Annotated in this window: 26 protein-coding genes and 1 tRNA gene; 14 read left to right on the forward strand and 13 right to left on the reverse strand. The window is 32.6% G+C overall.

Annotated features, from left to right (window positions below):
- The first annotated feature begins 25 nt into the window (after nt 1–25).
- The gene (locus IQ05_RS03775; RefSeq protein WP_144889995.1) at nt 26–1,741 is read left to right on the forward strand and encodes a helix-turn-helix domain-containing protein; all 1,716 of its coding nucleotides are present in this window, start codon (nt 26–28) and stop codon (nt 1,739–1,741) included.
- A gap of 127 nt (nt 1,742–1,868) precedes the next feature.
- The gene (locus tag IQ05_RS03780; RefSeq protein WP_144889997.1) at nt 1,869–3,563 is read left to right on the forward strand and encodes a S8 family peptidase; all 1,695 of its coding nucleotides are present in this window, start codon (nt 1,869–1,871) and stop codon (nt 3,561–3,563) included.
- Between the two features lie 141 nt (nt 3,564–3,704).
- Here the strand turns inward: IQ05_RS03780 and IQ05_RS03785 are convergent, their stop codons facing one another.
- Nucleotides 3,705–4,772, reverse strand: a complete 1,068-nt coding sequence (locus IQ05_RS03785; protein ID WP_144889999.1) for an SDR family oxidoreductase — start codon at nt 4,770–4,772, stop codon at nt 3,705–3,707.
- Between the two features lie 93 nt (nt 4,773–4,865).
- Nucleotides 4,866–5,432 carry a Crp/Fnr family transcriptional regulator gene (locus IQ05_RS03790; protein WP_144890001.1) on the reverse strand — a complete coding sequence of 189 codons (567 nt, stop codon included), beginning with the start codon at nt 5,430–5,432 and terminating at the stop codon, nt 4,866–4,868.
- Between the two features lie 362 nt (nt 5,433–5,794).
- Between IQ05_RS03790 and IQ05_RS03795 the strand changes: the two genes are divergently transcribed.
- The 9 genes from IQ05_RS03795 to IQ05_RS03835 all read left to right on the forward strand — a co-directional run bounded on the left by IQ05_RS03795 (nt 5,795) and on the right by IQ05_RS03835 (nt 14,242).
- Complete coding sequence (locus IQ05_RS03795) at nt 5,795–6,238, forward strand: GNAT family N-acetyltransferase (RefSeq protein WP_144890003.1); 444 nt, start codon at nt 5,795–5,797, stop codon at nt 6,236–6,238.
- Between the two features lie 11 nt (nt 6,239–6,249).
- Nucleotides 6,250–6,678, forward strand: coding sequence for a hypothetical protein (locus IQ05_RS03800; protein ID WP_144890005.1), 429 nt, complete (start codon nt 6,250–6,252; stop codon nt 6,676–6,678).
- 129 nt (nt 6,679–6,807) lie between these two features.
- Nucleotides 6,808–8,274: a lipopolysaccharide biosynthesis protein gene (locus IQ05_RS03805; protein WP_144890007.1), complete on the forward strand. Its 1,467-nt coding sequence runs from the start codon at nt 6,808–6,810 to the stop codon at nt 8,272–8,274.
- Between the two features lie 219 nt (nt 8,275–8,493).
- Nucleotides 8,494–8,928, forward strand: a complete 435-nt coding sequence (gene dut, locus IQ05_RS03810) for a dUTP diphosphatase (protein ID WP_144890009.1) — start codon at nt 8,494–8,496, stop codon at nt 8,926–8,928.
- Between the two features lie 109 nt (nt 8,929–9,037).
- On the forward strand, nt 9,038–10,048 hold the full coding sequence (locus IQ05_RS03815; protein WP_144890011.1) for a sugar phosphate nucleotidyltransferase: 1,011 nt from the start codon (nt 9,038–9,040) through the stop codon (nt 10,046–10,048).
- A 114-nt stretch (nt 10,049–10,162) separates the two neighbouring features.
- Nucleotides 10,163–11,512, forward strand: a complete 1,350-nt coding sequence (locus tag IQ05_RS03820; protein ID WP_144890013.1) for a tetratricopeptide repeat protein — start codon at nt 10,163–10,165, stop codon at nt 11,510–11,512.
- Entirely contained in the window at nt 11,512–12,297 is a 786-nt protein-coding gene (locus IQ05_RS03825; protein WP_144890014.1) for a DUF4292 domain-containing protein, read from the forward strand. The genes IQ05_RS03820 and IQ05_RS03825 overlap by 1 nt, the downstream gene beginning before the upstream one ends.
- Nucleotides 12,298–12,357: 60 nt before the next feature.
- Nucleotides 12,358–13,575: a murein hydrolase activator EnvC family protein gene (locus IQ05_RS03830; protein WP_244289520.1), complete on the forward strand. Its 1,218-nt coding sequence runs from the start codon at nt 12,358–12,360 to the stop codon at nt 13,573–13,575.
- A 247-nt stretch (nt 13,576–13,822) separates the two neighbouring features.
- Nucleotides 13,823–14,242, forward strand: a complete 420-nt coding sequence (locus IQ05_RS03835) for a DUF2452 domain-containing protein (protein ID WP_144890018.1) — start codon at nt 13,823–13,825, stop codon at nt 14,240–14,242.
- 135 nt (nt 14,243–14,377) lie between these two features.
- Here IQ05_RS03835 and IQ05_RS03840 read toward each other — a convergent pair whose 3' ends face one another.
- From IQ05_RS03840 to IQ05_RS03875, 8 genes are all read right to left on the reverse strand, one after another.
- Nucleotides 14,378–15,022 carry a hypothetical protein gene (locus tag IQ05_RS03840; RefSeq protein ID WP_144890020.1) on the reverse strand — a complete coding sequence of 215 codons (645 nt, stop codon included), beginning with the start codon at nt 15,020–15,022 and terminating at the stop codon, nt 14,378–14,380.
- The gene (locus IQ05_RS03845) at nt 15,012–15,170 is read right to left on the reverse strand and encodes a hypothetical protein (protein ID WP_167496926.1); all 159 of its coding nucleotides are present in this window, start codon (nt 15,168–15,170) and stop codon (nt 15,012–15,014) included. The genes IQ05_RS03840 and IQ05_RS03845 overlap by 11 nt, the downstream gene beginning before the upstream one ends.
- Nucleotides 15,171–15,282: 112 nt before the next feature.
- Entirely contained in the window at nt 15,283–16,164 is an 882-nt protein-coding gene (locus IQ05_RS03850) for a hypothetical protein (RefSeq protein ID WP_144890024.1), read from the reverse strand.
- A gap of 11 nt (nt 16,165–16,175) precedes the next feature.
- Nucleotides 16,176–16,649 (reverse strand): hypothetical protein, encoded by a 474-nt coding sequence (locus tag IQ05_RS03855; protein ID WP_144890026.1) that lies wholly within the window; start codon nt 16,647–16,649, stop codon nt 16,176–16,178.
- Between the two features lie 55 nt (nt 16,650–16,704).
- Nucleotides 16,705–17,037 (reverse strand): hypothetical protein, encoded by a 333-nt coding sequence (locus tag IQ05_RS03860; RefSeq protein WP_144890028.1) that lies wholly within the window; start codon nt 17,035–17,037, stop codon nt 16,705–16,707.
- Nucleotides 17,038–17,282: 245 nt separating this feature from the next.
- On the reverse strand, nt 17,283–17,801 hold the full coding sequence (locus IQ05_RS03865) for a hypothetical protein (RefSeq protein WP_144890030.1): 519 nt from the start codon (nt 17,799–17,801) through the stop codon (nt 17,283–17,285).
- 142 nt (nt 17,802–17,943) lie between these two features.
- A complete protein-coding gene (locus tag IQ05_RS03870) occupies nt 17,944–18,282 on the reverse strand; it encodes a hypothetical protein (protein WP_144890032.1) in 339 nt (112 codons plus the stop codon).
- A gap of 129 nt (nt 18,283–18,411) precedes the next feature.
- Complete coding sequence (locus tag IQ05_RS03875; RefSeq protein WP_144890035.1) at nt 18,412–19,293, reverse strand: hypothetical protein; 882 nt, start codon at nt 19,291–19,293, stop codon at nt 18,412–18,414.
- Nucleotides 19,294–19,438: 145 nt separating this feature from the next.
- Between IQ05_RS03875 and IQ05_RS03880 the strand changes: the two genes are divergently transcribed.
- Entirely contained in the window at nt 19,439–19,684 is a 246-nt protein-coding gene (locus tag IQ05_RS03880) for a helix-turn-helix domain-containing protein (RefSeq protein ID WP_144890037.1), read from the forward strand.
- A 129-nt stretch (nt 19,685–19,813) separates the two neighbouring features.
- Here IQ05_RS03880 and IQ05_RS03885 read toward each other — a convergent pair whose 3' ends face one another.
- From IQ05_RS03885 to rseP, 3 genes are all read right to left on the reverse strand, one after another.
- Nucleotides 19,814–21,661 (reverse strand): RNA-binding domain-containing protein, encoded by a 1,848-nt coding sequence (locus IQ05_RS03885; RefSeq protein WP_144890040.1) that lies wholly within the window; start codon nt 21,659–21,661, stop codon nt 19,814–19,816.
- A gap of 250 nt (nt 21,662–21,911) precedes the next feature.
- Nucleotides 21,912–21,985, reverse strand: a tRNA-Asn gene (locus IQ05_RS03890).
- 137 nt (nt 21,986–22,122) lie between these two features.
- Entirely contained in the window at nt 22,123–23,466 is a 1,344-nt protein-coding gene (rseP, locus tag IQ05_RS03895) for an RIP metalloprotease RseP (protein ID WP_144890043.1), read from the reverse strand.
- A 192-nt stretch (nt 23,467–23,658) separates the two neighbouring features.
- Here rseP and IQ05_RS03900 point away from each other — a divergent pair, with 192 nt between their 5' ends.
- Both IQ05_RS03900 and IQ05_RS03905 read left to right on the forward strand, forming a co-directional pair.
- The gene (locus IQ05_RS03900; RefSeq protein ID WP_144890046.1) at nt 23,659–24,726 is read left to right on the forward strand and encodes an NADH:flavin oxidoreductase/NADH oxidase; all 1,068 of its coding nucleotides are present in this window, start codon (nt 23,659–23,661) and stop codon (nt 24,724–24,726) included.
- 178 nt (nt 24,727–24,904) lie between these two features.
- Nucleotides 24,905–25,945 (forward strand): Gfo/Idh/MocA family oxidoreductase, encoded by a 1,041-nt coding sequence (locus tag IQ05_RS03905; RefSeq protein WP_144890049.1) that lies wholly within the window; start codon nt 24,905–24,907, stop codon nt 25,943–25,945.
- The last annotated feature ends 4 nt before the right edge of the window (nt 25,946–25,949 follow it).

Below are 25,949 nucleotides of genomic sequence, written 5' to 3' on the forward strand. Positions count from 1 at the left end.
TACTTTTGTACTAAACCAAACTACAATGACTAACCAACAATTTTTAAAAATAGTGCTTTTGGTACTGTTTACTTTCTTTTTATGGTCACAAACATTATCTGACAAATCTTTATTGCCATACGATACTATAGACAATAATTATTTTAAAGACCAAGGGGATGCTAAAAGGCAATTAGCGTGGGCTAAAGTTTATCTAGATAAAGCTAAAAAAGAGAATAAAGCAATCCGAAAAGCCAGAGGCTATTATTTATACGCCATTCTTTATTATGAAGATCAACCACTCAAAGCGATTCAATATCTAGATAGTGTAATAAAATATTCAAAAATAGAACCAAATAAATTTTTTCCTGCTGCGGCTTTTTGCGAAAAAGCGGGCTTATTAGTGGATTTACGAAAATTTGATGAAGCGTTACTAAATTTTAACTTGGCAGAACAAGTAGCTTTAAAAACAAATATTGATTATTATTATATGGTTCGTGACTATATTGGAACTACTAAATCAGAAGAAATGGGAGAAGTTGAGGAAGCCTTACAATTGTACCATGAAAACTATAAATATTACAAAACGAAAGATTATCGAGGCGATTACTATTCTTATTATTACCAAAACACCATATTTGGATTAGCAGATTGCCATAAGTCTTTAAAGCATTCAGATTCTACTACGTTTTATAATAAGTTAGGGTACAAAGAAACTACGATTACTAAAAACAACGAATTACAGTTAATGTTTACTTTGAATGAAGGAGCCAATCAGGTAGATAAAAGAAATTTTAGAGCTGCACTAGATAGTATTAATAAAGCGTTGCCTGGTTTAATCAAAGTAAAAAATACAGGAAATGTTTTAGCTTCGTATTTTTATTTAGGAAAATCTTATGCAGGTTTAGGAGATAAATTATTGGCGGTTCAAAATTTTATAAAAGTGGATTCTATGTACCGGGTTAGAAAAAAAATCACACCAGAATTTGTAGGAGGTTATTCTTATTTGATTGAGTATTACAAGCAGACTGGAGATAAACAGAACCAACTAAAATACTTAACAACCTATATGGAAATCGATAGTGTGTTACAAAAAAATTATAAACACTTGAGTAAAGTTTTGCGCGATGAATACGATACCCCGCACTTAATGGCAGAGAAGGAAGCTTTGATACAATTAATGGAAAAAAAGCAGTCTGCTTCTTATATTTGGATTGTAGTTTTAGTTGTGGGCGTTGCTGGCTTGATTGTTTACCAATTTTACTTAAAAAAACAACACCAAAATCGATTTGAAGCAATTCTGAATCCAGCCAAATCTATTGAAGAAAATAGTACTGTTCTAGAAACGCAGCTTACCACGCCTGATGCTAAAAAAAGTCAAGTACAACAGAGTTTATCAAATGAAATTGTACTTGAATTACTGGAAAAATTAACAGTGTTTGAAAACGATAAAGGCTTTATAGAAAACACAATTTCTATTCAGAAATTGGCTTTGGAGTTGAATACCAACACTAAATATTTGTCTAAAGTTATTAATGAACAAAAAGGAAAAACGTTTGTACAATACATCAATGAGCTCCGGGTAAATGAAGCAGTTTTGCAATTGCAAGCACAACCTATTTTGCAAAATTATACCATAGCTTCCTTAGCAAGTGAGTTTGGTTTTAATTCGGCGGAAGCCTTTTCGGCTGCTTTTTATAAAAAGTATAAAATCAAGCCTAGCTTTTTTATCAAAGAGTTAAGTAAAACTAGAGCTAGTTAACAGTCTTAAAATAAGCAAATAGAATTTTAGATAGCGGAATTCACGGAATTCCAGTAACAACTTTACATTTCTATTTACAGGAATCGTTCAACTTTAATACATTTGAACCATTAAAATTACCTTAACTATGAAATCATTGCCGCTTTATTATTTTACTTCTTTTCTTTTTATTGCAAATTTTGTAAGCTGTTTTTCTCAAGAGAACACGACAAGCAGTAATTTACTCACTACAAAGCAAGATGGTTCATTAAATAATTGGTTTCAGAAAGATTACTTGCAAGACGGAATACCTGGAATTTCTCTAAATAAATGGTATGGTCAAAATACCACAAAGCAAAAAAAGAAGGATATAATTGTTGCGGTTATTGATACTAAAATTGATTTAAAACACGAAGATTTACAAAATCAGATATGGATCAACACAAAAGAAATTGCAAATAACGGTATAGACGATGATAGTAATGGATTTATTGATGATGTAAATGGGTGGAATTTTCTAGGTTATAGTAACGGAGACTATATAAAATGGGGCAACAATGAATTTGTGCGTATTATTAGAAAATGGTCGCCCGTATTTAAAGATAAAACTGCGGCACAAATATCAAAGAATGAATTAAATCAATTCAAAGAATATCAAAGAGCCCAATTAAGGTTTGATACTGAAACTAAATTTTATAAAAATTGGTTAAGGTCTTTGCAGTATCTTATACAAGTATATCCATTGGTCAAAGACACCTTAAAACACTATTTTCCAAAAGAAGATTATACAAGCCAACAGTTGGACAGTTTGTATCAAAAGCACAAAATCAATGATAAAAGTTTTAGGAGAAGAAGGGATGATAATGATAAAGATCTAGGCGCATTAATCGATTATATGAGGGCTAGCTTAGCATCAAATCAAAATACTTTGACGGATATACAAGATCAAGAATTACAACTTAATTCCATTGTAAATGAATGTTTAAATCTTGAATTTAATGAACGTCATTTTATTAACGATGATGTATTTGTCGCAAAAGGAAACAATGAAATAGTAAATACAATTAAAAAAGAGCACACAATAGAGAATCACAGCACACTAGTTTCAGGAATAATTGCAGCAGATAGAACCAATGATATAGGAATAAAAGGAATTACACATCATACTAAGATAATGCCTTTGGTTATTTGTAGTAATGCAGATGAGCATGATAATGATATTGCTGCAGCAATTCGTTACGCAGTTGATAATGGTGCAAAAGTAATCAACATGTCTTTTGGAAAAGAATTTTCGTTGTACAAAAACAGGGTAATAGACGCTTATAAATATGCCGAAAAGCATAATGTTTTGCTGGTTCATGCTGCAGGGAATAATAGTTTTAATGTTGATGAAAATCCATATTATCCTAGTGATGTTGATTACGAAAACCCAGATGAAGTTGTAGAAAATTTTATAACAGTGGGTTCAATATCACAAAAAATAGATAGTAATTTTGTGTCTGAATTCTCTAATTACGGTAAAAAAAATGTGGATTTATTTGCTCCCGGAGATAAAATTTATACCACCACTGCAGGAAATAGTTATGCGTATGATTCAGGAACTTCACTAGCAGCACCTATGGTTTCTGGAACAGCGGCTTTGATTTGGTCGTATTATCCTAAACTTACAGCTAAGGAAGTGAAACAAATTATTTTGGAATCCGGAACTGAATATGACATTGAAGTTTTGATTCCTGGAGGTGAAGGCAAAAAAGCTAAATTTTCTGAACTCTCTAAATCAGGGAAAGTATTAAATGTCTATAACGCGATGCAACTAGCAGAAAAACAAACTCGTAGAAAGTAGTATACTTATAATTCCTGCAAATTGTATTTGACTTTTTTTCCATAGGACTGCCCCCAAATAGTGTCTAACTATTTGGGGGCAGTTCATTTCCTGTTTCAAATCCCTTTTTTAGATTAACGCTATTAAACTTGCATCTTCAACCTAAGGTATCAAACGGTCCAAACGAAGTTTTGCAAAAAGTTCATAGAAGGAATCTTCGGTATTTTTAAAAACGAGAAAACCTAGTTTTCTACTTTTAGACATGTCTGTATTTACTTCTATAGGTCGACCTAGGTCAAGATCAGTATGCCAAGGCGAAGCAAGTTGGTTAAGATCCATTTCTTTAAGCCCATTTTCAGTAGCGATTTTTTTCCAAACTTCGCTATCTTGTTGCATTTGTTGTTCCAGAGGATGCATCGTTCCATTATATCCTTTTACTTCGAGTCCAAACGAATCTCCTATTTTTTTCCAAAGCCATTTCCATCGAAAAAAGTCGCCATTGACTACATTGAAAGCTTCGTTAAATGCTTGTTCAGTTGTAGAAGCCCATATTAAATGTGCTGCTAATACTTCTGCATCGGTCACATCTGAAAGTCCGTTCCATTGCGCCTCTGAACCTGGCCATTGAAATGGTTTGCCAGTTGCTTTGCAAATACTAGCATAGATAGCAAGTGTTGTACCCAAGTTCATTAGGTTTCCAACTGCTTTTCCAATTACTGTATGTGGACGGTGAATGCTCCACGTAAATCCATCTCGAGCTGCAGCAGCATAGACTTCATCTTCTTGTGCATAATAAAAATTATCGATATCTAAACGCGGTTGTTCTTCCCTAAACGGAGTTTCGGGCAAAAAACCTTCTTTGGCGTAAGCCTCAAATGGCCCCAGATAATGTTTGAGTCCTGTTACTAAAGCTACGTGTTGAACTGATTTTTTAGGAGATAAAACATCTAATAAATTCCGAATCATTAAGCTATTTACTCGTATATTTTCCAGCTCAGAATCTTGACGCATCCACGTTGTAATGTATATGTGTGTAGGTGCTATATTTTGTAAAGCTAGTTTTAAACTGTCAAGATCCAATAGATTGGCAACTACGGGTTGCAGTCCAGTAATGTCTTCGCTTGGGTTGCGGGCTAATCCATATGTTGTCCAACCTTTGTCTATTAGTTGCTGAGAGAGTGCGCTTCCCGTTATTCCGGTTGCTCCCACTACAAGTGCTATATTTTTCATATACGTATTTTTAAATTTGTAGGTACAAAATTCAGCAATACAAATAGGAAAGTAAAGGATCTATATCACATAAAACAAGTGACATAGATCACATTAAGGTGAGAGTCTGCTCAAGGTTTCTCGAGAAATTCCAAGGTAGGAGGCTACTAAAGTTTTAGAAAGACGCTGAATCAAGTTTGGATATAATTGAATAAATTGAGTATAACGCTCCTCTGAATTTTTGCTCATTAATGAAAGAACCCTATTTTGAAGTGCAATAGAACCTGCTGTCATTTTTTGTAAAAAAAAGAATTCGATTTTTGGTAGCAGCTCGCTACATAATTTAGTTCTGTTTTCAAGCGAAATGTAATAAGTTTGAGCATCTTCTAAACAATCAATGTTTAATGTAGCATTTTGTTCGTTATAAAAACCTTGATTATCCGTGATCCACCAATCTTCCATTGCAAATTGTAAAATATGACTTTTGCCTGATTTGTCTAAATAAAATGATCTGAGCAATCCTTTTACAACAAAATGAACGTAAGGAACTGAGTTTCCTTGTTGCAGAATATATTGGTGTTTTTTGTACTTTCCTATTGAAAAATAAGAAAGTACCACTTGAAACTCAGCATCCGTTAAGGGTACAATTTTATCGATTTGATTTTTTAAAATTTCTTGCATCGGGATGTTTCTTACTGTTTAGGTAAAAATACACTTAAAATAGTTTATTTAAATAGCAGCAGCGAAACATCGCACAAATATTAGGAAATAAAGTCTGCTATTTTACTAAACAAGGTTTATGATTTTACAAGTTGCAGTTTTTTAATTTTAATGAATATTTATTTATAAATATCTGTACAGAAATATTGTAAAAAATATAATTTTAGCCATGAATGCAAGCTATAAACTGTTGTTTCAAGAGTTTCGCTATACATACCACTTATTTATTTTAAAATTTTCGATTAGATTTCTCAAAAATTCACCCTATTATCACTTTTAATCTCATTCCTTTTTCTCTAATTTTACATTTTTGAAAAGCAAATATGAAATTAGAACTTAAAGAACTTATTACCAAAGAAGAAATGCTGGCGCAATATGCTGTCATGTTGCATTTGTATTCTAACTTTACTTACGAAAAATACGAGGCGTATCTCACTGAGATGATTCCGCATAACTACAAACAAATTGCTGTTTTTGAAGGAGATGTTTGTGTAGGACTTTCTGGTTTGTGGTCTGGGACAAAATTATGGTCTGGCAAGTACCTCGAAATTGATAATTTTATCGTTCACCCTGACCATCGTAAAAAAGGAATTGGCAAAATAATGACTGATTATGTAGACGCAGTAGCTAGAGAAACAGGTTGTACCATGATTGTACTTGATGCTTTTACAGGAAACTTCAATGCGCATCGTTTTTATTACAATCAAGGATACGCGCCTAAAGGATTTCATTTTTTAAAAATTATTAACGAAGACGGTTTAAGCTAAAACGCATTAGTATGAAAACAAGCTTTGTAAATATCCTATTTTTAGTGTTCGTATGTAGTTTTATCTCTTGTGGAACAAATCAAGATTTTCAATCGCACTTTCCTCAACAAATAAGGAAAACATTTGTCCAAAAAAACACTTTTTTTATAGAGTTTGACCAACCATTGTTAGCAAATTTAGAACTCATCTCAGTTCATTATAATAAGCAACACGCAGCTTTGCAAAGTGCTTCTCAGTTATCTTTTACAGGAATCTTGAAAGCCACTGAAGCACCCACTGATCTTATTTTGGACGTAGATCCAGCCAAAGAATATGGCAATAAAGCGCCCGCAATTCACCAACCCAAATTTAAGCTAGAACCTAACCAAGCCGTTTTAGAATATAAATTAAATCACAAAACCTATTTTTACAAAATACAAAATGTGGTGATCCAGCAATAGCTTAAATATTAACCGTTTTAGAAAGGCTATACATCAAGCGGGTGGTAGACTAAAACAAAACACCACCGCAAGCAATTGCAGCAAAGAATTTCTTATTTTTGTCGCTTTAATTTTAACATACATATCATTTTGGGATTATATAAAAGTCTTTTTAAACAAACAGCTATTTACGGTCTAGCCACGGTTATTCCCAGGATGTTTAGCTTTTTTTTAGTACCCTTGTACACAAAATACCTACCTGTAGAAGAGTTTGGTAAAGTGTCTATGATTTTTGCTTGGCTTATTATTTTTAATGTTGTTTTGTCCTATGGTATGGAAACCGCTTTTTTTAGGTTTTACAACAAGGAGACCAATAAAAAATCGGTTTTAGAAACTGCCTCAGTATCTATCTTTTGGACCTCCTTATCTTTTCTATTTTTAGCGCTACTGTTTCGCAATAAATTAGCCATTTGGTCAAATATAGATGTTCAATACATCACTTATACCATTTGGGTTCTTGTACTAGATGCGCTGGTAATCATTCCCTTTTCTAAGTTAAGAGTACAACAAAAACCGTTGCAGTATGCCGTCATAAAAATAGGAAACGTAACAGTCTATCTTTTGCTCAATTTGTTATTCCTAGTGTACTTGCCACATTTTGCAGAGTCAAATCCAGGTCATTTTTTTAGTACATTATACCAAGAAGAATATCAAATAGGCTATATTTTTGTGTCAAATATTGTAGCAAGTTTGCTCACATTTGTGGTATTGTCACCTGATTATTTAAAACTAAAATGGCATTTTGATTTCCAGCTTTGGAAACGCATGATGCAATACGGAATGCCTATTATGGTAGCTGGACTCGCATTTGCCATCAACGATCAGTTTGACAAGATTTTATTGGGAGAACTATTGCCAGCCAATATTGCCGATGCAGAGGTGGGCGTATATTCCGCATGTTACAAACTCGGTTTGTTCATGGTCTTGTACCGTACGGCCTACACTTTAGGTATCGAGCCTTTCTTTTTTAGCCACGCTGATAGTAAAGATGCACCACAAACTTACGCTACCATAACCAAATATTTTGTCATTTTTGGGTCGTTCATATTACTCTCCGTTATCGTTTTTGCCGATGTTTTAAAGGTAATCATGATTCAGGACGAGTCCTATTGGGAAGCCATGAAAGTAGTGCCCTTAATTATTCTAGCTAATTTTTTCCTGGGTATTTACACCAACCTTTCCGTTTGGTACAAACTCATTGATAAAACGTATGTAGGCGCTTACATCTCAATCGTAGGAGCCATCATCACACTAGCGCTCAATTGCCTGCTAATCCCAACCATGAGTTATTACGGTTCGGCCATAGCCACAATAGCCGCTTATGGTAGCATGATGACCATCTCTTATTATTTCGGAAACAAATATTACCCCATACCGTATGACAGCCGTAAAATTTTTATGTATCTCTTGATTTCAATTGGTTTTTCAGCGATTTCATTTTACGGATTCCGGGAGAATTATTTCGTAGGAATCCCGCTATTGCTACTGTTCCTTTATTTTATATACCACAACGAAAAAGAATTATTAACCCAAATACTAAAACGTAAAGCAAAGTAGTATCAAATTTTCTAGGAGCTTATCGCGCCCTTCGTTTCAAGCTTTTTCCTAAAATTGTTTTTTTCTACGGCTCAAAAGGAGCTTCTTGCAGTCGCTCTTTTCACCCTCGAAAAAAATACAATTTTATAAAAAAAGGCTTTCCACTTCGGTCACGGCTAAAAAAGCGCACTTCCTAAAAAAGACAATCTGATTCTGAAAACTAGCTCAAACAAATACATTATGAATATCAACATCATCAACAAATCGCAACACGACTTGCCTAGCTATGAAACCATCGCCTCGGCAGGAATGGATTTACGAGCCAATATCACAGACCCAATTACTTTAAAACCACTAGAACGAACTATCGTAAAAACAGGTCTTTTTATAGAACTACCTATTGGGTACGAAGCACAAGTAAGACCACGCAGCGGACTAGCTGCAAAAAATGGTGTAACCGTACTAAACGCACCCGGAACTGTAGATGCGGATTATCGTGGAGAAATTGGAGTTATTTTAGTAAATTTATCCAATGAAGATTTTACCATACAAAACGGAGAACGCATAGCGCAATTAGTTATCGCAAAACACGAACGCGCCCAGTGGACTGTAGTTCAAGAACTATCTGAAACTTCTAGAGGTGAAGGTGGTTTTGGTAGTACGGGAGTAAAATAAAGCCCCCTTACCCCCGAAGGGGAATTGATAATTACAAATAGAAACAGTATAAATTTAAATCCTACTTACCCCTAGTAGTAGTTCCCCCTTCGGGGGTTAGGGGGCTCATATGAAAATAATCGTTCCTATGGCGGGTCGTGGATCACGCCTTCGCCCACATACATTAACCATTCCTAAACCATTAATTCCTGTTGCGGGCAAACCAATCGTACACCGTTTGGTTGAAGACATCGCGGGAGTTTTAAATCAAGATATTGAAGAAGTAGCTTTTATCATTCATGAAAGTTTTGGTCAAAAAGTGGAAGAAGAACTTTTGGCCATAGCCCAAAAACTGGGTGCTAAAGGAACTATTTATTATCAAAACGAAGCCTTAGGAACCGGTCACGCCATTATGTGTGCCAAAGAATCTTTGAGCGGACCAGCGGTAATTGCCTACGCAGACACCTTAATACGTGCCGATTTTGACTTAGACAAAGAGGCCGATAGCGTAATTTGGGTAAAACAAGTAGACCAACCAGAAGCTTTTGGTGTGGTAAAATTAAATGCGAACAATGAAATCGTTGAGTTGGTTGAAAAACCAACTACGTTTGTTTCAGACTTAGCGGTTATCGGGATTTACTATTTTAAAGATATTGCAGTACTTAAAAACGAATTGCAGTTGGTACTGGACAATAATATCATTCACGGTGGCGAATACCAAATCAATGACGGAATCAAACAAATGATGGCCAAAGGCATGAAATTTGTCCCTGGTAAAGTGGAGGAATGGATGGATTGCGGTAACAAAAACGTGACTGTAGAAACCAATTCTAGAATGTTAGGATTTTTACATAATGATGGTGAATCCTTAGTTGATGAAAGTGTAAAACTAGAAAACGCAACTATTATACCGCCTTGTTATATTGGTAAAAACGTTGTGTTAGTTAACGCTACTGTTGGCCCAAATGTTTCACTTGGTGACGGTTGTCATGTGGTAAATAGTACGGTAAAAAACAGTTTGGTACAAACACATTCTCATATAAAAAATGCTGTCTTAGACAATGCCATGATTGGAAATCACGCTAGTTTTGACGGTAATTTTACCAGCATCAGTATTGGGGATTATTCTGTTTTAGAATAAAAAAAGCACCAGCGTTTTACAGGTTTTAAGAATTTTTTTAAGTTGTGAAACGCTGGCAAAAATAATCAATGTGGTTTTTGTACTAATTGTGATATAATTGAGTTGTAATAAGATATGAAAAACAGAGCTTTTTTACTTTTTATACTTGGAATTTTAGGATTCCCTGCATTGCTATGCGCACAAACAGAACCCGAAGAAATCAAGCTTGATACAGATCAATTTCAAGAACTTTTTTATGAATCGTTACTTCAAAAAGGGATTGAGAATTATGACAAAGCTATCGTTGCTTTAGAAAAAGCTGATAAATTTAAACCTAATGATGCAACCGTTTATTTTGAGCTGGGCAAAAATTATTTAGCTTTAAAAGACTATCAAAATGCCTATACCTCATTTGAAACGGCTACCAAGCTTGATCCTAAAAACAGATGGTATTGGATAGGGATGTATGATGTAAGTTATGAAACTAAAAACTTTACTCAAGGCATTACAGTAATAAATAAATTGATAGAATTTGACCCTAAATATAAAGAAGATTTAACGTCACTTTATATGGGTACCAATCAGTTTGAAAAAGCATTGGCACTGATTCAAGAACTTAATGAAACAGTAGGAAAAACAGATAGAAGAGAATTGTACAAGAGCCAGATCTTGGCACAAGGAAAATATCAAAATCTAGAAATCAATAATCTAGAAGAACAAATTGTTAAATATCCGCAGCAGGAATCCAATTATATCAGTCTTATTTTTTTGTATACCAAGAACAATGAAGATGCAAAAGCATTTGAAATTGTAAAAAAGTTAGAAAAAGCAATTCCAAATTCAGAGTGGGCTCAAGTCAGTTTGTTTAAAACATACCTTGAAGGCAATGAAGCTCAAAAAGCCATTACGGCCATGAATGTAGTACTAGCAAGTACAAAAATTGACTCAAAAATCAAGCATAGAATCTTAAATGAATTTTTAATTTTCACACAAAAAAATCCACAGTACGCTCCTGATTTAGAAAAAGCAGTAGCCACGTTTAATAATGATACGAGTGTGGATGTAAACAAAGAAATCGGAAAATTTTTTCAAAACAAAGAGCAGTGGGATAAGGCGGTATTGTATTATGAAAAATCAGCTCAAAGAGGAGTGGGAGACACGCTGGAAACGAACTTACTTTTGTTTCAGGCGTACGTGGAGCAGAAAAATTTTAGTAGCCTTGCACCCAAAGCCGAATCTTTGATAGAAACCTATCCGTCACAAGCACAGTTTTATTTTTACGCCGGCTTAGCATACAACCAGTTGAAACAATTCAAGAAAGCAAAAGACTATTTAGAAATGGGCATGGATTATGTAGTAGAAAATAAGGAACTTGAAATTAACTTTAATTTGCAACTAGGTGAGGCCTTTAATGGTCTGGGTGATTTTAAGAAAAAGGATTTATTTTTCTCAAAAGCCAATCAATTACTAAAACAAAAAAAATAATGAAAAAAGGAATATATGTGGTTTTATTGGCGCTTTTAATGGTTTCTTGTAAATCTAAGGCCGTTGCAGTAGCCACAGTAAAAGAGCCTCTTGTTGAGACAAATGTCATGACGGCCAAAAAAATTATTGAAAACCATTACAACAACAAAACCGATTTTTCAACTCTGTACATCAAGTCTAGTGCACGGTATAGTGACGACAAACAAACTCAAAATGTAACCGCCGAAATTAGAATTAAGAAAGATGAGCAAATTCTAGTAAGCATTCGTTTTTTAGGAATTACTATGGCCAAAGCCTTGATAACTCCTACCGCAGTGAGTTATTATGAGAAAATAAACAACAGTTATTTTGAAGGTGATTTCAGTAGCTTAAGCCAATGGTTAGGAACTGATTTAGATTATTCTAAAATTCAAAACCTGTTATTAGGTCAGGCGCTTGATGACTTGAGAAAAGGCAAATACACTGAAACAATTTTGGATCAAAGCTATAGATTAGATGCTGTAACAAATGAAAACACACAAAAATCATTTTTCTTAGACAGCAATCAGTTTTTAATCCAAAAACAAGAAATTACGCAACCTAGAGAAGAGCGTATGATAAAAGTAGCCTATTTAGGAAACAAAGAGTATGACAATATGAAACTACCTACAGCCTTACTGATCAATACTTTTCAGAAAAAAGGAAGTACAGAAATCAATTTAGAATACAATTCGGTTTCCTTTAATGAAGAACTTTCTTTTCCATATAGTGTACCAAATGGGTACAAAAGAATTTTAATTAAGTAAATTAGCAAAAATATTTTTTATCTCATGCCAAAATATATCCTAAGCCTAATTTGTATTTGTATGACTTCAATATTGTGGAGTCAAGAATCACAGCAAGAAAAATTAGAACAACGCAAAGCACAAATTCAAAAAGAAATTAAAGAAAACGAAAAGTTATTACAAACCGTAAAGAAAAAAGAAAAATCTGCGGTAAATGTAGTAGTGATTCAGAGTACGAAAATTAAGCTCAAGGAGAAACTAATAAACACTACCGAAAAGCAAACTAAATTGCTTAAAAATGACATGTATATTAATCAAGTTCAGATTAATAAACTTAAAAAAGAGCTTGAAATTCTAAAAGAGGATTACGCTAAAATGATTGTGAAATCCTATAAAAGTCGTTCTTCTGAGAGTAGAGCTATGTTTTTACTATCATCGGAAAATTTTCTTCAAGCGTATAAAAGAGCGCAATACATGAAGCAATATACCGGTTATAGAAAAATGCAAGGGGAAGAAATAAAAACAAAAACCGATAAATTAGCAGACTACAATCAGAAATTAGACATTCAAAAAACGGCCAAACAAAAGTTGATTGCCGAAAATGAAAAGGAACGTTTGTCTCTTGAAAAAGAAAAACAAGAGCAACTCAAGTTAGTGAATTCTATAAAAAAAGACAAGAACAAGATTGCGCAAGAAATTAAAAAGCGTCAGCAAGAGTACAGAACCATTGACAGGCAAATCAATAGGTTAATTAGAGAAGCAATTGCCGAGGCCAACAGAAAAGCAGCCCTAGAAAAAGCAAAAGCTAATCCTAGTGCTCCAGTATCAAAAGCGGCTGTATCATCATCAAAAATTGAATTAACTCCTGAGGCAAAAATAATCGCCGATAATTTTAGGTCAAATAGAGGTAGACTTCCTTATCCTGTTGAGAAAGGGTTCATATCACTAGGATATGGAAATCAAACGCATCCTATGTTCAATACCATCACGGTTCACAATAGCGGAGTTGAAATTACTACTGATAAAGCAGCAAATGCAAGAGCCGTTTTTGGTGGAGAAGTAACAAGTGTTATTGTAATCTCTCCGGTAAATAAAGCGGTGATGATACAACATGGAGATTATTTTACGGTGTACCAAAATTTAAGTTCCGTTTCTGTGAGTAAAGGTGATAAAGTAAGCATCAAGCAAAGTATAGGAAGGGTACGTACGAATGGTGAAACGGGAAAAACCATAATTAAATTCTTAATACTTCAAAATACAACTTATAATAATCCTGAGGGCTGGCTTTCACCGAGATAAATTATTTTTAAATTTTATAAAAACACTATTGAAATCCTAGGAAATCAATAGTGTTTTTTTGTTATGGTTAATTGCTGGTAACTATTTTTGGTAAGTTTGAATTTTACATGGTAGATTTGTGAATTTTGTTTAACTTTGCACATAAAATATTAAACAAATATAGGTATTGAAATTTATTTTGGTACCCAAAACAATAAGACACAACCTTCAATAATAGTAATTTGAAGAGTTGAAAAGTATAAATCACATGGAAAATAAGAAACCAGATAACGTTGTTTACAATCAAGAAAAAGGATTTAATGCAAATGTATTGCCGTATGCTACTAATGTGGGTGCGCCAGCTATACGTGTTGATGATGTAGTTTCCTGGAAAAGCAGAGGCATTGATAATGTAAACAAAGAACTCGGGAATAAGTTTAACGAACTCAAATTACAGTACGAAAAGTTAATGCAAGAGTATGAGTGGAATGAATTGGTGTACAGTGCCAAATTTTCCTTTGAACCTGTGATAGGTGAAATTTATCATTTATATAGAGATGCCGAAGGAGTGAATTTCTTGTCCTTAATAGGTCCTAATGAGTGGAACAAAGAGCACATAGGTAGTTTTAAGCTTAACAGCGACAAGAAATGGATTGTGTTGAATGATTCAAGCTCCAGTTTGTTTTAATTTCTTATGGGTTACTATAGTGTATTAATAAAACATTTTTGTTTACAAACTTTATGGTATTATAATAGTCACGTAAAAATTTGCGAATAAGTCTGGGATATAATTTTAAAAAAAATATTCGCGCCGTTTTCAAATTTACATATCACCAGTGCCATTACATTTAAAACAAGTTCCGTTTTTGTGGTACTTATATTCTAAAATAACTCCTGATCCATCACACTTATCGCACAAAACAGAGTAGCCAATAATTTTTGATTCCTGATTTAGCTTAGGGATTTTGTTGTTTTTATGTTCATTTTTATGGCAGATATTGCATAAAGTAATTAAAGCATTATCTTCATATTCCCATGCTTTTTTCCCGAGTTGATAATATTTATGATGAATATTCAAATCAAAAAATTTATTGACATCAAAATTGTCTTCATTGAAACATACTAGTTCAAATTGAGAAAAACTCAAAATATGATTAGACTCGGTCCATTGCCTTGCTAAATTCAATTTGTTTAGTGGAGTTTCTTTTAAGTTATCTATAAGTAATTTACATTTCAATAGAGTACCGTTTTTTGATATCTCGATATTTTCTGAAAACTTTCCAATTTTTTTTAACACAAACCCTTTTATAATTAACTCTTCATAATTTAGGATCCCAAATTCAAAAGAAAATCCTAAAAATTCACTTCTTTTAATATTACATTTTTTGCATTGAGACCTATCTCTTTCTAATATTACTTTTCTTTTTTCTTTCCATTCAGGTCGATTAAGTTCTTGTTTATACTCCATTTCTTGTTTTTGTTAACTTGTTAATATTTCTGATGGTCTTCTCGGTTTCTTTACTTTTTACAGATTCAATTCCTCCTTGTACTTCAAGAGCATAGAAGGTTTCCCCATTCTCTCTTTGATATTTTTTGTAATCTACAATTGTAACCATAGTTTTTATAATTTTAAGATTAAACATTGACGGGCATATCCCAAATTATAAAAGGAGTAGGGGGTGAAGTGTGGTTTAGTAAGTGTACGATTTTAAAAAAAAATTAAAATTTTTAAAAATTGCTATTATAAATACTATCGTTTCTTAAGTTTTCCTTTTCGAGCTCCCTACGTTCAATATTTTGTCTAATTGCCTCTTTTCTTTGTCTTTCGGTCTCTCTTTTATCTGCGATTTGACCGTCTTTGATTCTTTTTTGGCGGTCTGCAAGTTCTTGATAATGAATCGTTGTTTGAATGTATTCCTCAGAATGGTTACAAAGCATATTACAAGGGACACTAACTTCACCTGAATGAACTAACTTGTAAAGATTATTTGATTCACTCAATTCAATTACTATTCCGTCTTTTATCCAAGTTGCTCCTTGCCACGCTACACTATTAAATGTTTTCTCTTTTTCTTCAAATTCACAAATTGGCTTTCCATATCTTCCTTGTAGGATTTTGTAATAGACTTCATAATAATATTTCGGATTGTACAAATTGGGATTTTTATTGAATTCCAATACATATTGAAGGTTTATCATTTTTAATTCATTGTTTTCTACGAAATGAGTAATTTTAAACTTACAGCCTTTTTCTAAATTTAGGTAAAGGGTGTCTTTGTAGATTTTCATTATCCCCTCTTTAATGTTTTTTTTTGTAACGCTATCAAATTCAGCTTCTGTCATATTTAAATGATAATTCATAAAAAGTATTTGATTCCTCTTTGGGGTAGATTTGCTCTTTAAAGTTATTTCAGTAATTTGATCATAATAATCACTAAAGGAGTCTAGGAGTTTTTCTTCTTCTTCAATTTGACTTTGTTTACAGCATGTTAGGGTTATTATCAGGAAAAATAAGATTGTGTTTTTCACTTTGATGTGATTTAAAATTTTAAAAGGCATTACGCTTAAATTGATTTGATTGTTTTTTTTCTTAACTTCTATTGAAAGCATGTCGTAGGTTCTTAATATAATTTTTCAACAATTTCGTCTACATCTTTATTGCACCCAAGAAAGTACATTGTACGGCTTTTAAAATCTGTAATAACGAATACTGATTGTTTTGACTTAAAATTTGTTGAATCAAAATATATTATTTCAAAATCTTCTTTTTTCGTCCAGAATCGTACATAAGGCATTTCAGTTAACACGGTGAGTTTTTTAGTTGCCATTCCTCCTACTACCAAGTCAGATTTGATGTAAACTTCCTCATCAGTTGAATTTCCACCAACAACAAAAGTTATTGATTCGTCTTCAAAATTGATATACGCTTTTCTATTAAAATCTATGCCTCCATTGATTTCAACTCTTTTCCAGTTTTCTTTGTAACCCATAGAATAAGAACCCTTACTATAAACCGCAACGTCACCTTCAATTATTTGCGCGTTTAAACTATTGATTAAAAAGAAAGCAATTAGTAAATGATAATATTTTTTCATAGTTATAAATGTTGAATTTTATTATTGAGATAATGAAGCATTTGATCGGATTGCTTCATAATTTAATTTGCAATTCATGTAAGTTTATATGAAGTGTAATAGCATCGTGCAAATTGTTTTTATGTTCTTCTCTTATTAGTTCATTTGTATCAAGGTCAAGAAAATAATTTACTCCTCCATACCATTGCAAATTTTCATTGTAATTTGGAAATATACTTCCACTTACCTTTCCGTAAATTCGGAATGGATAATGGCATTTATTGTCACGTACGAAAGGTTTGAATATCGCAATCATCCAATTTTCTCCTTTATCATGTACTTCACTTTGACTCGCTGAATCACTTGTGAAGATTTTAAATAGTTCTTGAATTTGTTCAATATTTTTCATATTTCTTTATTTTAAAATGGCATTACATCTAAACAGATTAGATCGTTACTATCTTTAACTACTATTGAGAGTCTATAATGTTTATGCACATTGTCATAAAAGTTATAATTAACTACTTGTTTGTCTGTGCCCCATATTGTCTGTTCAATTTTTAAAGTCAGCTTACCTTCGTGATTCTCATTGTAAGTAAAAATTCTAAAAAGAGCATTTAGGTTATCATCATACTATATTTTTTGAAGCTTTACCTAACCTGCATAACTCAATTCGTAATCTGAATTGGCCATAATTAAAATGCGATAAGATGTATAAGAAGATGATTCGTACTCTGATTTTTTAGTTTCAATTGTAATTCTAAATGTAGTTGTTGCGCCTTGATACACTTTTTCTATTAAACTTTCAGATACGTTACTATCAATTAGCTTACATCCTAATGATTTTATTCGTGCTAAATATGCATTGTATTTAGCAGGACTATGTATTTGTAGCTTAATCCTTGTTATTACTGATGTTTCAGAATAAAAATAAGATAAAAATGAATCTGCATTGTCATTGTAAGTGCTTTTGTTGTATGCAAAGTCTGCGTAATTCAAATCCCCATCTTTTCCCTCTTCACTTGATAAAAACATCCATCCTTTTGCTGTTAGATGTTCCTCCACGTTGGCAATGTCTTTTTTTCTTAAACTAAGAATTTCTTCTACAGTTAGATTTTGAGAATTTGAGGTAATTGATAAGCCAAAAAGTAAAAGTGTAAATAAAATTTTCATTGGGTTTGTTTTAGATGGACTGGAAATTACAGTCTGTTTGATTGTCGAGAAGGAGTTATTTCGCAATTGTATTGTGAGTAACATATTATTGAAATAAATATAGTTGTAATTATTAAGATTATTTTGTTAATTGTTTTTTAACTTAAAATGGCATTACATTTAAACAGATTAGATCGTTACTTTCTTTAACTACTATTGAAAGCCTATAATGCTTATGTAAATTGTCATAAAAGTTGTAATTATGCACTTCTTTATCTGTATCCAAAGTTGATTGTTCTATTTTCAATGTAAGTTCTCCTTCCGAACTTTCATGAGCATGATTAAGCATTCCTTTAAAAAACTGATAGAAATCCTTTTTATAAGGTGCTTCTGTCTCTACCTCTGGTGACATTAGAAAAGGTAAAAATGATTCGGGGCTATTATTGATGCATGATAAAATCAATTGAGCCTTAATTTTTTCTATTGATGTAGTTTCATTCATGTTATCGCCATGTCATTTTAAGTTTTTGTTTCAATTGTTATTAAAAAATATTTTTAAAGTTTTACTTTTTTTAATGAGTTGGTAAGCCATCTATTTTCTTTCAAAAAGTACTTTTTCTATTGTTTTTTATTAGAACGGTAAATCATCTGTATTTATTTCAATGACTGGTTTATTTACTCCTATTCCTATATTTTCTTGATGGCAACTTCTGCATGGGCGAAACCCTAACTGCTCTAAAAGATGCCCCTCAAATTTTAGGTTGGGATTATGTTTCACTCTGTAATATTCAATTAATAAATTCGTAATTGGTTTTTTAAAATGAACATCATATTGTTTTAGAAATTCTTTGATTACTTCATCTTTAAAACGTGTATTGTTATCCTTAATTTCATATTTAGGGTTTGCTAAAAAAGTCAGCCTCTGGTATCTTCTAATTATCTCTTTCTGTTCTTCATTTGCATTGTTATAATATTGATCTACATTAGAAATCAATAAATTAATTTTGTTTTCAAGTTCATTAAGGTTTAGGTTTTCTTTTACTTCAACATCAGAGTTTTCAAAGTCAATTGTTTTAGGGTTTATAATAATCCCAAACGCTATTTTAAGTCTTGCAACAAAAGCGTCTGGATCATCTAGTAAATACTGATTTCCTTTGAACCAATTTCTAAACTTAATTACTTCGTCTTTTCCTTTCTCTCTTAATTGTTCAGGTATTTCGAAATTCTTGTAGCTTGAGTTTAGTAGTTCGCAGTCAGGTTTCGAGTGATAGGATGGCTTTCCTCCTTCATATACATACTTTAAATTGTCTGTTGCTTCAACTGGAACATAGTATTCCTTTATAAAATTTTCAGGATCTTTAAGTAATTCTTTAAGTCCGAGTAAATTATTTTTCTCATAATTACTAAAAAAATATATTGATTTACCATATATTTCTCCCGAAAGACTATCCTTATTTTTTAAGTCTATCCGACTAATAATTTTCAACGAGTTTGATTTAGTTAAATAAGCCATATTATATTTTTTTATTACGGATTCACAGTAAACTAGTCGTTTATTATTGACATCAAAGATTTGACTTACAAATCTAATTTAATTTTCAACTTATAAGTCGATAGGTGAAGAGAATTTTGATTTAGTCATTTGTTTTCTTTGCTCAATGCAGAAGCATCTTGAACAGATAGAACATGAGTTAGTCAATAGAATATACAAAGAATTCCTTGTAAAATTCAATGGGAATAAATCTGAGTTTGCTAGATCAGCAGTATGTTCAGAAACTACCGTAAGAAGAGTATTTAGAAATGAGCAAAGAATGACTGTTGATTTACTATTGAGACTCTGTTTTGCTTTGGGTTTAGATGTAAATGAATTTTTTGAAGGAATAAATATTTTAAATCAAAAATGAGCCTTAATAGCGAGTATTTTCAGTGTTGTGAATATAAATGTATAATTAAGATTTTTATTATAATATTGAAAAAAATCCAATTTAAAATGAATAGATTTTCATTTAGTATTTATAATTATTTCTAGTTCTTTAAAAAAGCTTGTTCTCTATGGTAAAGTCAAAATTAAAAGTGTAATCATTTTTGCTACCCTTGATCAGGATTTTTTGCTCTTCGAGATTATTACAAATACTTCTTACTTTTCTTCCTAGTGTTTCGTATGTTTTACCTACTATTTCTTTACCATATAAACGACGGTATACCTCAGGTGTGATTTCAGCAGCTTTTAGAGATTTTTGATTGTATTTTGAATAAAGATATATAAGATTTAAAATGTGTTTAGCGACTTTGTCATAATGGATATAGTCGTTTCCTAAAGCAGTAATAAACTCTTCAGTAAAATCAATTTTTAATAATATTCGATCTAAAACATAAACAGGATTTTCCTCAGTACTACTAGCATGTTCAACAATTAGTTTTCCTTTTTTCAAATCTTGTAAAACAGTAAAGTGATTATTACTTTCTGTTAATAAAATAGAAAATAGTCTCTGCTGATTTACTAATTCTGATTTATAAAAATATGCTAGAACTGCTTTGTGTTCAAATGTTAGCTCACCTTTTAGTTTGGTAGTTAAATAATAATTAAAACCTTGAAGCCATGTTTCTATACTTTCGTCTACCAGTTTACCTGAATGTATTTTTAAACTAATACTGTCCTCTTTAATTTCATAAGTAGGCAGATCAATTTCATTATCTAAAGCAGCATTAACAAGCGATGCCATTCCTCGTCCTTGACTTTCAATTTTATCAAAAACTTTTAGGACTGATGCTAGTTTTGGGTTTTTACTCTCGGGAATCCCTGGGACCAATCTGCGAACAGCAATATCTGTTTCTGTGTGTATAATTTTAATTTTTTCTTTAAATGAACCGGGGTTCTTGATTTCAATATATTGATTAGGCTCAACAGTGACCGTAACAAAACTATCAATAGTATAGTCTCGATGCGCTAAGGCATTGTTAATGGTTTCTCTAATTAGTTTCTCTGGATATTCAGGTTCGCTCTTGCCTCCTTCACGAATTGTTCTGTTAATCTTGATATGACCCCAAATATATCTAAACGTATCTTCCATTAGATTAATAACATCATTTCGAAACATTTTTTTATCTTTTCCGATGTCAACACTGGTATCATAGTAACAATTAACTTCAACTCTTGAACCTAAAAAATGAAAAGGTTCCTCTCCGCAAACTAACATCCCTAATGTAGTTATCCAGTCTTTTTGGACAAAATATTGCTTAATTAAAAATGACTTAGCCTGATCGTGACTAGCTTTAAAAGTTTCATTCCTAATCTCTTTACTAAGCAGACTGATATAGTTATTAATTTTATCTAAACTTAGATCATCAATTTTTGCCTCCTTAACTTTAGCTAATTCTTTGGCGTATTCGATTTCTATTTTATATTCCTTTTGTCTTTGTATTAGTGAGACAGGAATTATTTTGTCTTGCGTCAATTTTCGTTGGTAATAAAAATCATTATACCGTAAAAACTTTTCATCGTCAGGTAAAGGATAAACTGCTATTATAGCAATTTCTCCATTTAGAAAGTTTTCATAATCAAAAAAGATATAATTAGATAAATCAACGAATTTATCTTGGTCATTTTGAAAATGTTTTGAATGTAGATTGATCAAATTATTTTCGTTATTTCTATCAAATCCAGTAAAAGAGTATTTCTTATCACGCTCTCTAATACCACAAATAACAATTCCCCCATCTGTATTCAAAAAAGCACAAATAGTTTCGTGAAGTGATTTCCAATCCCCCTTTGTAGATAAATCTTTTAATTCTACTTTAGATTTTTCAACATCAATAAATACTCCACTTTGAATAGAGTGGGCTATTGTATTTATGGTTTGGGTTATAAATTCTGACTTCATTCTTTCACTTATTTATAATTGATATAAAATTACTGTTTTTTATTTATATTCAAACTAGTATTTAATAGCTTAGGTCTGAATAGACAAGATACTCAGCATTAAATTCTAAATAATATCTATTTTTTTCGATTTTAAAAGTTGATGCAATTTCAAATAAATATGAGATCGCGCACCTTCTGAACAATTGAAAATTCTCAAAACTATTATAAAACAAAAAAGCCACTCAATTTCTTGAATGGCTTTCTAAAAGCTCCCCCTCTTGGGCTCGAACCAAGGACCCTCTGATTAACAGTCAGATGCTCTAACCAACTGAGCTAAGGAGGAAACTGTATATTTTTATTTTTTTAAAGAACGTCTTATTTATTTGCTTTTGAATAACTCTGTTTGTTTGTCTAAGCGGTTGCAAAGATAGGCTATCATTTGGTTTCTGCAAATAAAATTGAAACTTTTTTTCATTTTTTTTACTTCCCAACAATAGCTTTGTAAACGTCATTTCCGTTTGCAAATAGTAATAGTGTTATAAGTAAAACAAAACCAACTAATTGTGCGTTCTCTAGGAATTTATCGCTAGGTTTTTTACCCGAAATAATTTCGTATAATAAAAACATCACATGACCACCATCTAGTGCTGGAATAGGCAAAAGGTTCATTACACCAAGCATTATAGACAATAAAGCAGTAATAGTCCAGAACATTTCCCAACTCCAAGTTTTTGGGAAAATATCAAATATAGCTTTGAAACCACCAACTTGTTTGTAAGCTTTAGTTTCTGGATTAAAAATCATTTTTAATTGTTTTCCGTATCCTACTAATTGATCTTTTCCTCTAGTTATACCTACAGGAATTGATTCTAATAACCCAAATTCTTGTTTGCTTACTTTATAGTACCCCAGTTTTTCTAAAGATTCCATTCCCAATCTTCCAATACCTATTCCTAGTTTTCCTTCAGAATTGATTTGAATAGGTAATTTAATTTCTTTTTCGTCTCTTAGGATTAAAGCTGTTACGGTTTTGTTTTTATTATTTTCAAAAACTGTTTTGGCTTGATCATAGTACTTGGTAGTTTGCCCATTTACAGAAACAATAATGTCTTTTGGCATTAAAGCAGTATTTTTAGAACCTTCAGAAATAGGTCCTACCACAAATGGCATTCTAATATCAAGTAAACTTTTTTTCTCAACTTTTGATAATTGGTCAACAAAATCATTTGGCATATTAATAGTTTGTTCTGTTGCGCCTCTTTTTATGATGACTTCTTTCGCCATGATTACTTTCATGGTAAGATCATTGTCAAATTTTACAATTTTTTCACCATCAACAGATACAATGTGGTCTCCAGTTTTAAAGCCTACTTTTTGCATAGTTTTATTTTCTACAAGTAAACCGTCTTTCAAGTCTTCATTTGCAATATAAGTATCACCGTACGCAAATGCCATACCTATATATATTATGAAAGCTAAAATGAAATTTACAGTAACGCCACCCAACATAATGATTAATCGTTGCCAAGCTGGTTTAGATCGAAATTCCCATGGTTGCGGCGGCAAAGCCATTTGTTCTTTGTCCATGCTCTCATCAATCATTCCGGAAATTTTCACATAGCCACCAAGCGGCAACCAACCGATACCGTATTCGGTTTCGCCAATTTTCTTTTTGATAAGGGAATATTTTACGTCAAAAAATAAGTAGAATTTTTCGACTCTTGTTTTAAATAATTTTGCAGGAATAAAATGTCCTAACTCGTGAAGTACAATAAGTAAGGATAAGCTCAATAAGAATTGAGAAAGCTTGATAAATAAATCCATTTTTTAATTTTGATTCTTAATATGATGCACAAAAATAGGGTTTTCTGTTTGTATATTTAGCAATAATTGTTCCAGAGCAATTTAAAAGTTTGTTAATTATGTTAATTTGAAATAGAACTTTGAAAGCTGAATCTTAACTTTACTTTCTTAAATCCCGTTATTTAGGATTTATATCACTTTAAAACACGTATAATGTCGTCAAAATTATTTTCTCCTATTACCATAAAAAGCATCACGCTAAAAAATAGAATTGCAATTTCTCCCATGTGTCAATATTCAGCCCAAGACGGTTTTGCTAATGATTGGCATCTGGTACATTTGGGTAGTCGCGCTATAGGAGGCGCGGGATTGATTATTCAAGAAGCCACATCGGTTTCACCCGAAGGTAGAATCTCACCAGAGGATTTAGGACTTTGGAATGACGAGCAAATTGTGAAGATGAATGAAATCAATACTTTTATTGTAAGTCAAAATTCAGTTCCCGGAATACAATTGGCGCATGCCGGACGTAAAGCCAGCTCTGCATCACCCTGGAACGGTGGGCGTAAACTAGACGATTCTCAAGGTGGTTGGGATACTGTAGCACCAAGCCCAGTTGCCTACCATCATACTGAGAAAGCTCCCCTTGAATTGCATGAAGCAGGAATACAAAAAGTAATTTCAGATTTTAAATCTGCTACAAAAAGAGCTGTTCAAGCAGGATTTCAAGTGATGGAAATACATGCTGCGCACGGGTATTTATTGCATCAATTTTTATCACCGCTGTCTAATTTTAGAACGGATAATTACGGTGGAAGTTTTGAAAACCGAATCCGATTGACGCTTGAAGTTGTTGAGGCCGTACAATCAGAATGGCCTGATTATTTACCCTTGTTTGTAAGGATATCAGCAACTGACTGGGCTGAGGGTGGATGGAACTTAGAAGAATCGGTTCAACTTTCTAAAATTTTAAAAGGAAAAGGAGTTGATTTAATTGATGTTTCAACCGGAGGTTTGGTGTCGCACCAGCAAATTCCGTTAGGACCTAACTATCAAGTTCCTTTTGCCGAAAGCATAAAAAATGAAACCGGAATTCAAACAGGAGCGGTAGGTTTAATTACGGAAGCTGCTCAAGCCGAGGAAATCATTGCCTCTGGAAAAGCGGATTTGGTATTTATAGCACGAGAATCTTTGAGAGATCCTAATTTAGGTTTGACATTTGCCCAAGAGTTAGATGCCGATATGGAATGGCCAAAACAATACGCTAGAGCGAAACAGTAAGGTTTTGAAACATATAAGTCATATAAGTTTTTTTAAAAGGGAACAGTTGAAAGTTCAAATTCTAATTTTTTTTAACCATTAAGGAATTGAGAAAAGTTAAGGGTTTGCCTAATAATTTTAAAATCTTATATGACTTACATGTTTAAAATGAACACGTCACAAATTTGAAATTTATTTTATGCAAAAAATAAAAACAGCTCTATTGTCTTACGGAATGTCAGGCAAAGTTTTTCATGCTCCTTTTTTAAATTTCCATCCAGGATTTGAGCTTATTGGTTCTTGGGAACGCAGTAAAAAATTACTACACCAAGATTTCCCTGCTTTAAAAAGCTATGCTTCACTAGCGGAGGTTTTACAAGATGATATAGATTTAGTTGTTGTGAATACGCCTGTGGCCACGCATTATGAATATGCAAAACAAGTGCTAGAGGCAGGAAAACATGCTATTGTAGAGAAAGCTTTTACGACAACAGTTGCTCAAGCAAAGGAGCTTACGGCTATTGCCAAAGATAAAAATGTTAAATTGTCTGTTTTTCAAAATAGGCGTTGGGACAGTGATTTTAAAACCGTTCAACAAATTATTTCAGATAAAGTATTGGGTAAAATCATGGAGGCTGAGATTCATTTTGATCGGTACAATCCGCTTTTGAGTCCAAAGTTACACAAAGAAACAGTTTCTGATGGATCAGGAATTCTCAAGGATTTAGGGCCTCACATTATTGATCAAGCATTGTGTTTGTTTGGTTTGCCAAATTCGGTTTTTGCTGATATCCGCATTACGAGAGAACATTCCTTGGTAGATGATTATATTGATCTGTTGCTGTATTATGCTAATTTTAGAGTGCGTCTAAAAGCGGGATTTTTTGTTCGGGAAGCCAATCCTGCCTATGTTATTCATGGCGAAAAAGGGTCTTTTTTAAAACCTCGCGGTGATGTACAGGAAGACGAACTGAAATTAGGATACCAACCAAATTTAGAAACTTGGGGAACGGAGCCAATTGAAAAACAAGGTTTGTTGCATACCGAAATTAATGGAGAAATTATTCGGGAAATTGTACCTACGCTTCAAGGTAATTACTATGATTTTTTTGACGGCGTGTACCATTCAATTGTAAATAATAGTCCAGAACCAGTCACCGCACAAGAAGGCGTACAAGTCATGCAAATTATTGAAGCGGCACTACAAAGCAACGCTCAGAAAAGAGTAATTGATTTGTAAGAAG

Source organism: Flavobacterium tiangeerense (assembly GCF_007830355.1).
GTDB lineage: Bacteria > Bacteroidota > Bacteroidia > Flavobacteriales > Flavobacteriaceae > Flavobacterium > Flavobacterium tiangeerense.

What these genes read in the sequence shown, in the direction of transcription:
- IQ05_RS03775 (WP_144889995.1), top strand. Translation starts at nt 26, where the DNA reads ATGACTAACCAACAATTTTTAAAAATAGTGCTTTTGGTACTGTTTACT.
- IQ05_RS03780 (WP_144889997.1), top strand. Translation starts at nt 1,869, where the DNA reads ATGAAATCATTGCCGCTTTATTATTTTACTTCTTTTCTTTTTATTGCA.
- IQ05_RS03785 (WP_144889999.1), bottom strand. Translation starts at nt 4,772, where the DNA reads ATGAAAAATATAGCACTTGTAGTGGGAGCAACCGGAATAACGGGAAGC.
- IQ05_RS03790 (WP_144890001.1), bottom strand. Translation starts at nt 5,432, where the DNA reads ATGCAAGAAATTTTAAAAAATCAAATCGATAAAATTGTACCCTTAACG.
- IQ05_RS03795 (WP_144890003.1), top strand. Translation starts at nt 5,795, where the DNA reads ATGAAATTAGAACTTAAAGAACTTATTACCAAAGAAGAAATGCTGGCG.
- IQ05_RS03800 (WP_144890005.1), top strand. Translation starts at nt 6,250, where the DNA reads ATGAAAACAAGCTTTGTAAATATCCTATTTTTAGTGTTCGTATGTAGT.
- dut (WP_144890009.1), top strand. Translation starts at nt 8,494, where the DNA reads ATGAATATCAACATCATCAACAAATCGCAACACGACTTGCCTAGCTAT.
- IQ05_RS03815 (WP_144890011.1), top strand. Translation starts at nt 9,038, where the DNA reads ATGAAAATAATCGTTCCTATGGCGGGTCGTGGATCACGCCTTCGCCCA.
- IQ05_RS03820 (WP_144890013.1), top strand. Translation starts at nt 10,163, where the DNA reads ATGAAAAACAGAGCTTTTTTACTTTTTATACTTGGAATTTTAGGATTC.
- IQ05_RS03825 (WP_144890014.1), top strand. Translation starts at nt 11,512, where the DNA reads ATGAAAAAAGGAATATATGTGGTTTTATTGGCGCTTTTAATGGTTTCT.
- IQ05_RS03830 (WP_244289520.1), top strand. Translation starts at nt 12,358, where the DNA reads ATGACTTCAATATTGTGGAGTCAAGAATCACAGCAAGAAAAATTAGAA.
- IQ05_RS03835 (WP_144890018.1), top strand. Translation starts at nt 13,823, where the DNA reads ATGGAAAATAAGAAACCAGATAACGTTGTTTACAATCAAGAAAAAGGA.
- IQ05_RS03840 (WP_144890020.1), bottom strand. Translation starts at nt 15,022, where the DNA reads ATGGAGTATAAACAAGAACTTAATCGACCTGAATGGAAAGAAAAAAGA.
- IQ05_RS03845 (WP_167496926.1), bottom strand. Translation starts at nt 15,170, where the DNA reads ATGGTTACAATTGTAGATTACAAAAAATATCAAAGAGAGAATGGGGAA.
- IQ05_RS03850 (WP_144890024.1), bottom strand. Translation starts at nt 16,164, where the DNA reads ATGCTTTCAATAGAAGTTAAGAAAAAAAACAATCAAATCAATTTAAGC.
- IQ05_RS03855 (WP_144890026.1), bottom strand. Translation starts at nt 16,649, where the DNA reads ATGAAAAAATATTATCATTTACTAATTGCTTTCTTTTTAATCAATAGT.
- IQ05_RS03860 (WP_144890028.1), bottom strand. Translation starts at nt 17,037, where the DNA reads ATGAAAAATATTGAACAAATTCAAGAACTATTTAAAATCTTCACAAGT.
- IQ05_RS03865 (WP_144890030.1), bottom strand. Translation starts at nt 17,801, where the DNA reads ATGAAAATTTTATTTACACTTTTACTTTTTGGCTTATCAATTACCTCA.
- IQ05_RS03870 (WP_144890032.1), bottom strand. Translation starts at nt 18,282, where the DNA reads ATGAATGAAACTACATCAATAGAAAAAATTAAGGCTCAATTGATTTTA.
- IQ05_RS03875 (WP_144890035.1), bottom strand. Translation starts at nt 19,293, where the DNA reads ATGGCTTATTTAACTAAATCAAACTCGTTGAAAATTATTAGTCGGATA.
- IQ05_RS03880 (WP_144890037.1), top strand. Translation starts at nt 19,439, where the DNA reads ATGCAGAAGCATCTTGAACAGATAGAACATGAGTTAGTCAATAGAATA.
- IQ05_RS03885 (WP_144890040.1), bottom strand. Translation starts at nt 21,661, where the DNA reads ATGAAGTCAGAATTTATAACCCAAACCATAAATACAATAGCCCACTCT.
- rseP (WP_144890043.1), bottom strand. Translation starts at nt 23,466, where the DNA reads ATGGATTTATTTATCAAGCTTTCTCAATTCTTATTGAGCTTATCCTTA.
- IQ05_RS03900 (WP_144890046.1), top strand. Translation starts at nt 23,659, where the DNA reads ATGTCGTCAAAATTATTTTCTCCTATTACCATAAAAAGCATCACGCTA.
- IQ05_RS03905 (WP_144890049.1), top strand. Translation starts at nt 24,905, where the DNA reads ATGCAAAAAATAAAAACAGCTCTATTGTCTTACGGAATGTCAGGCAAA.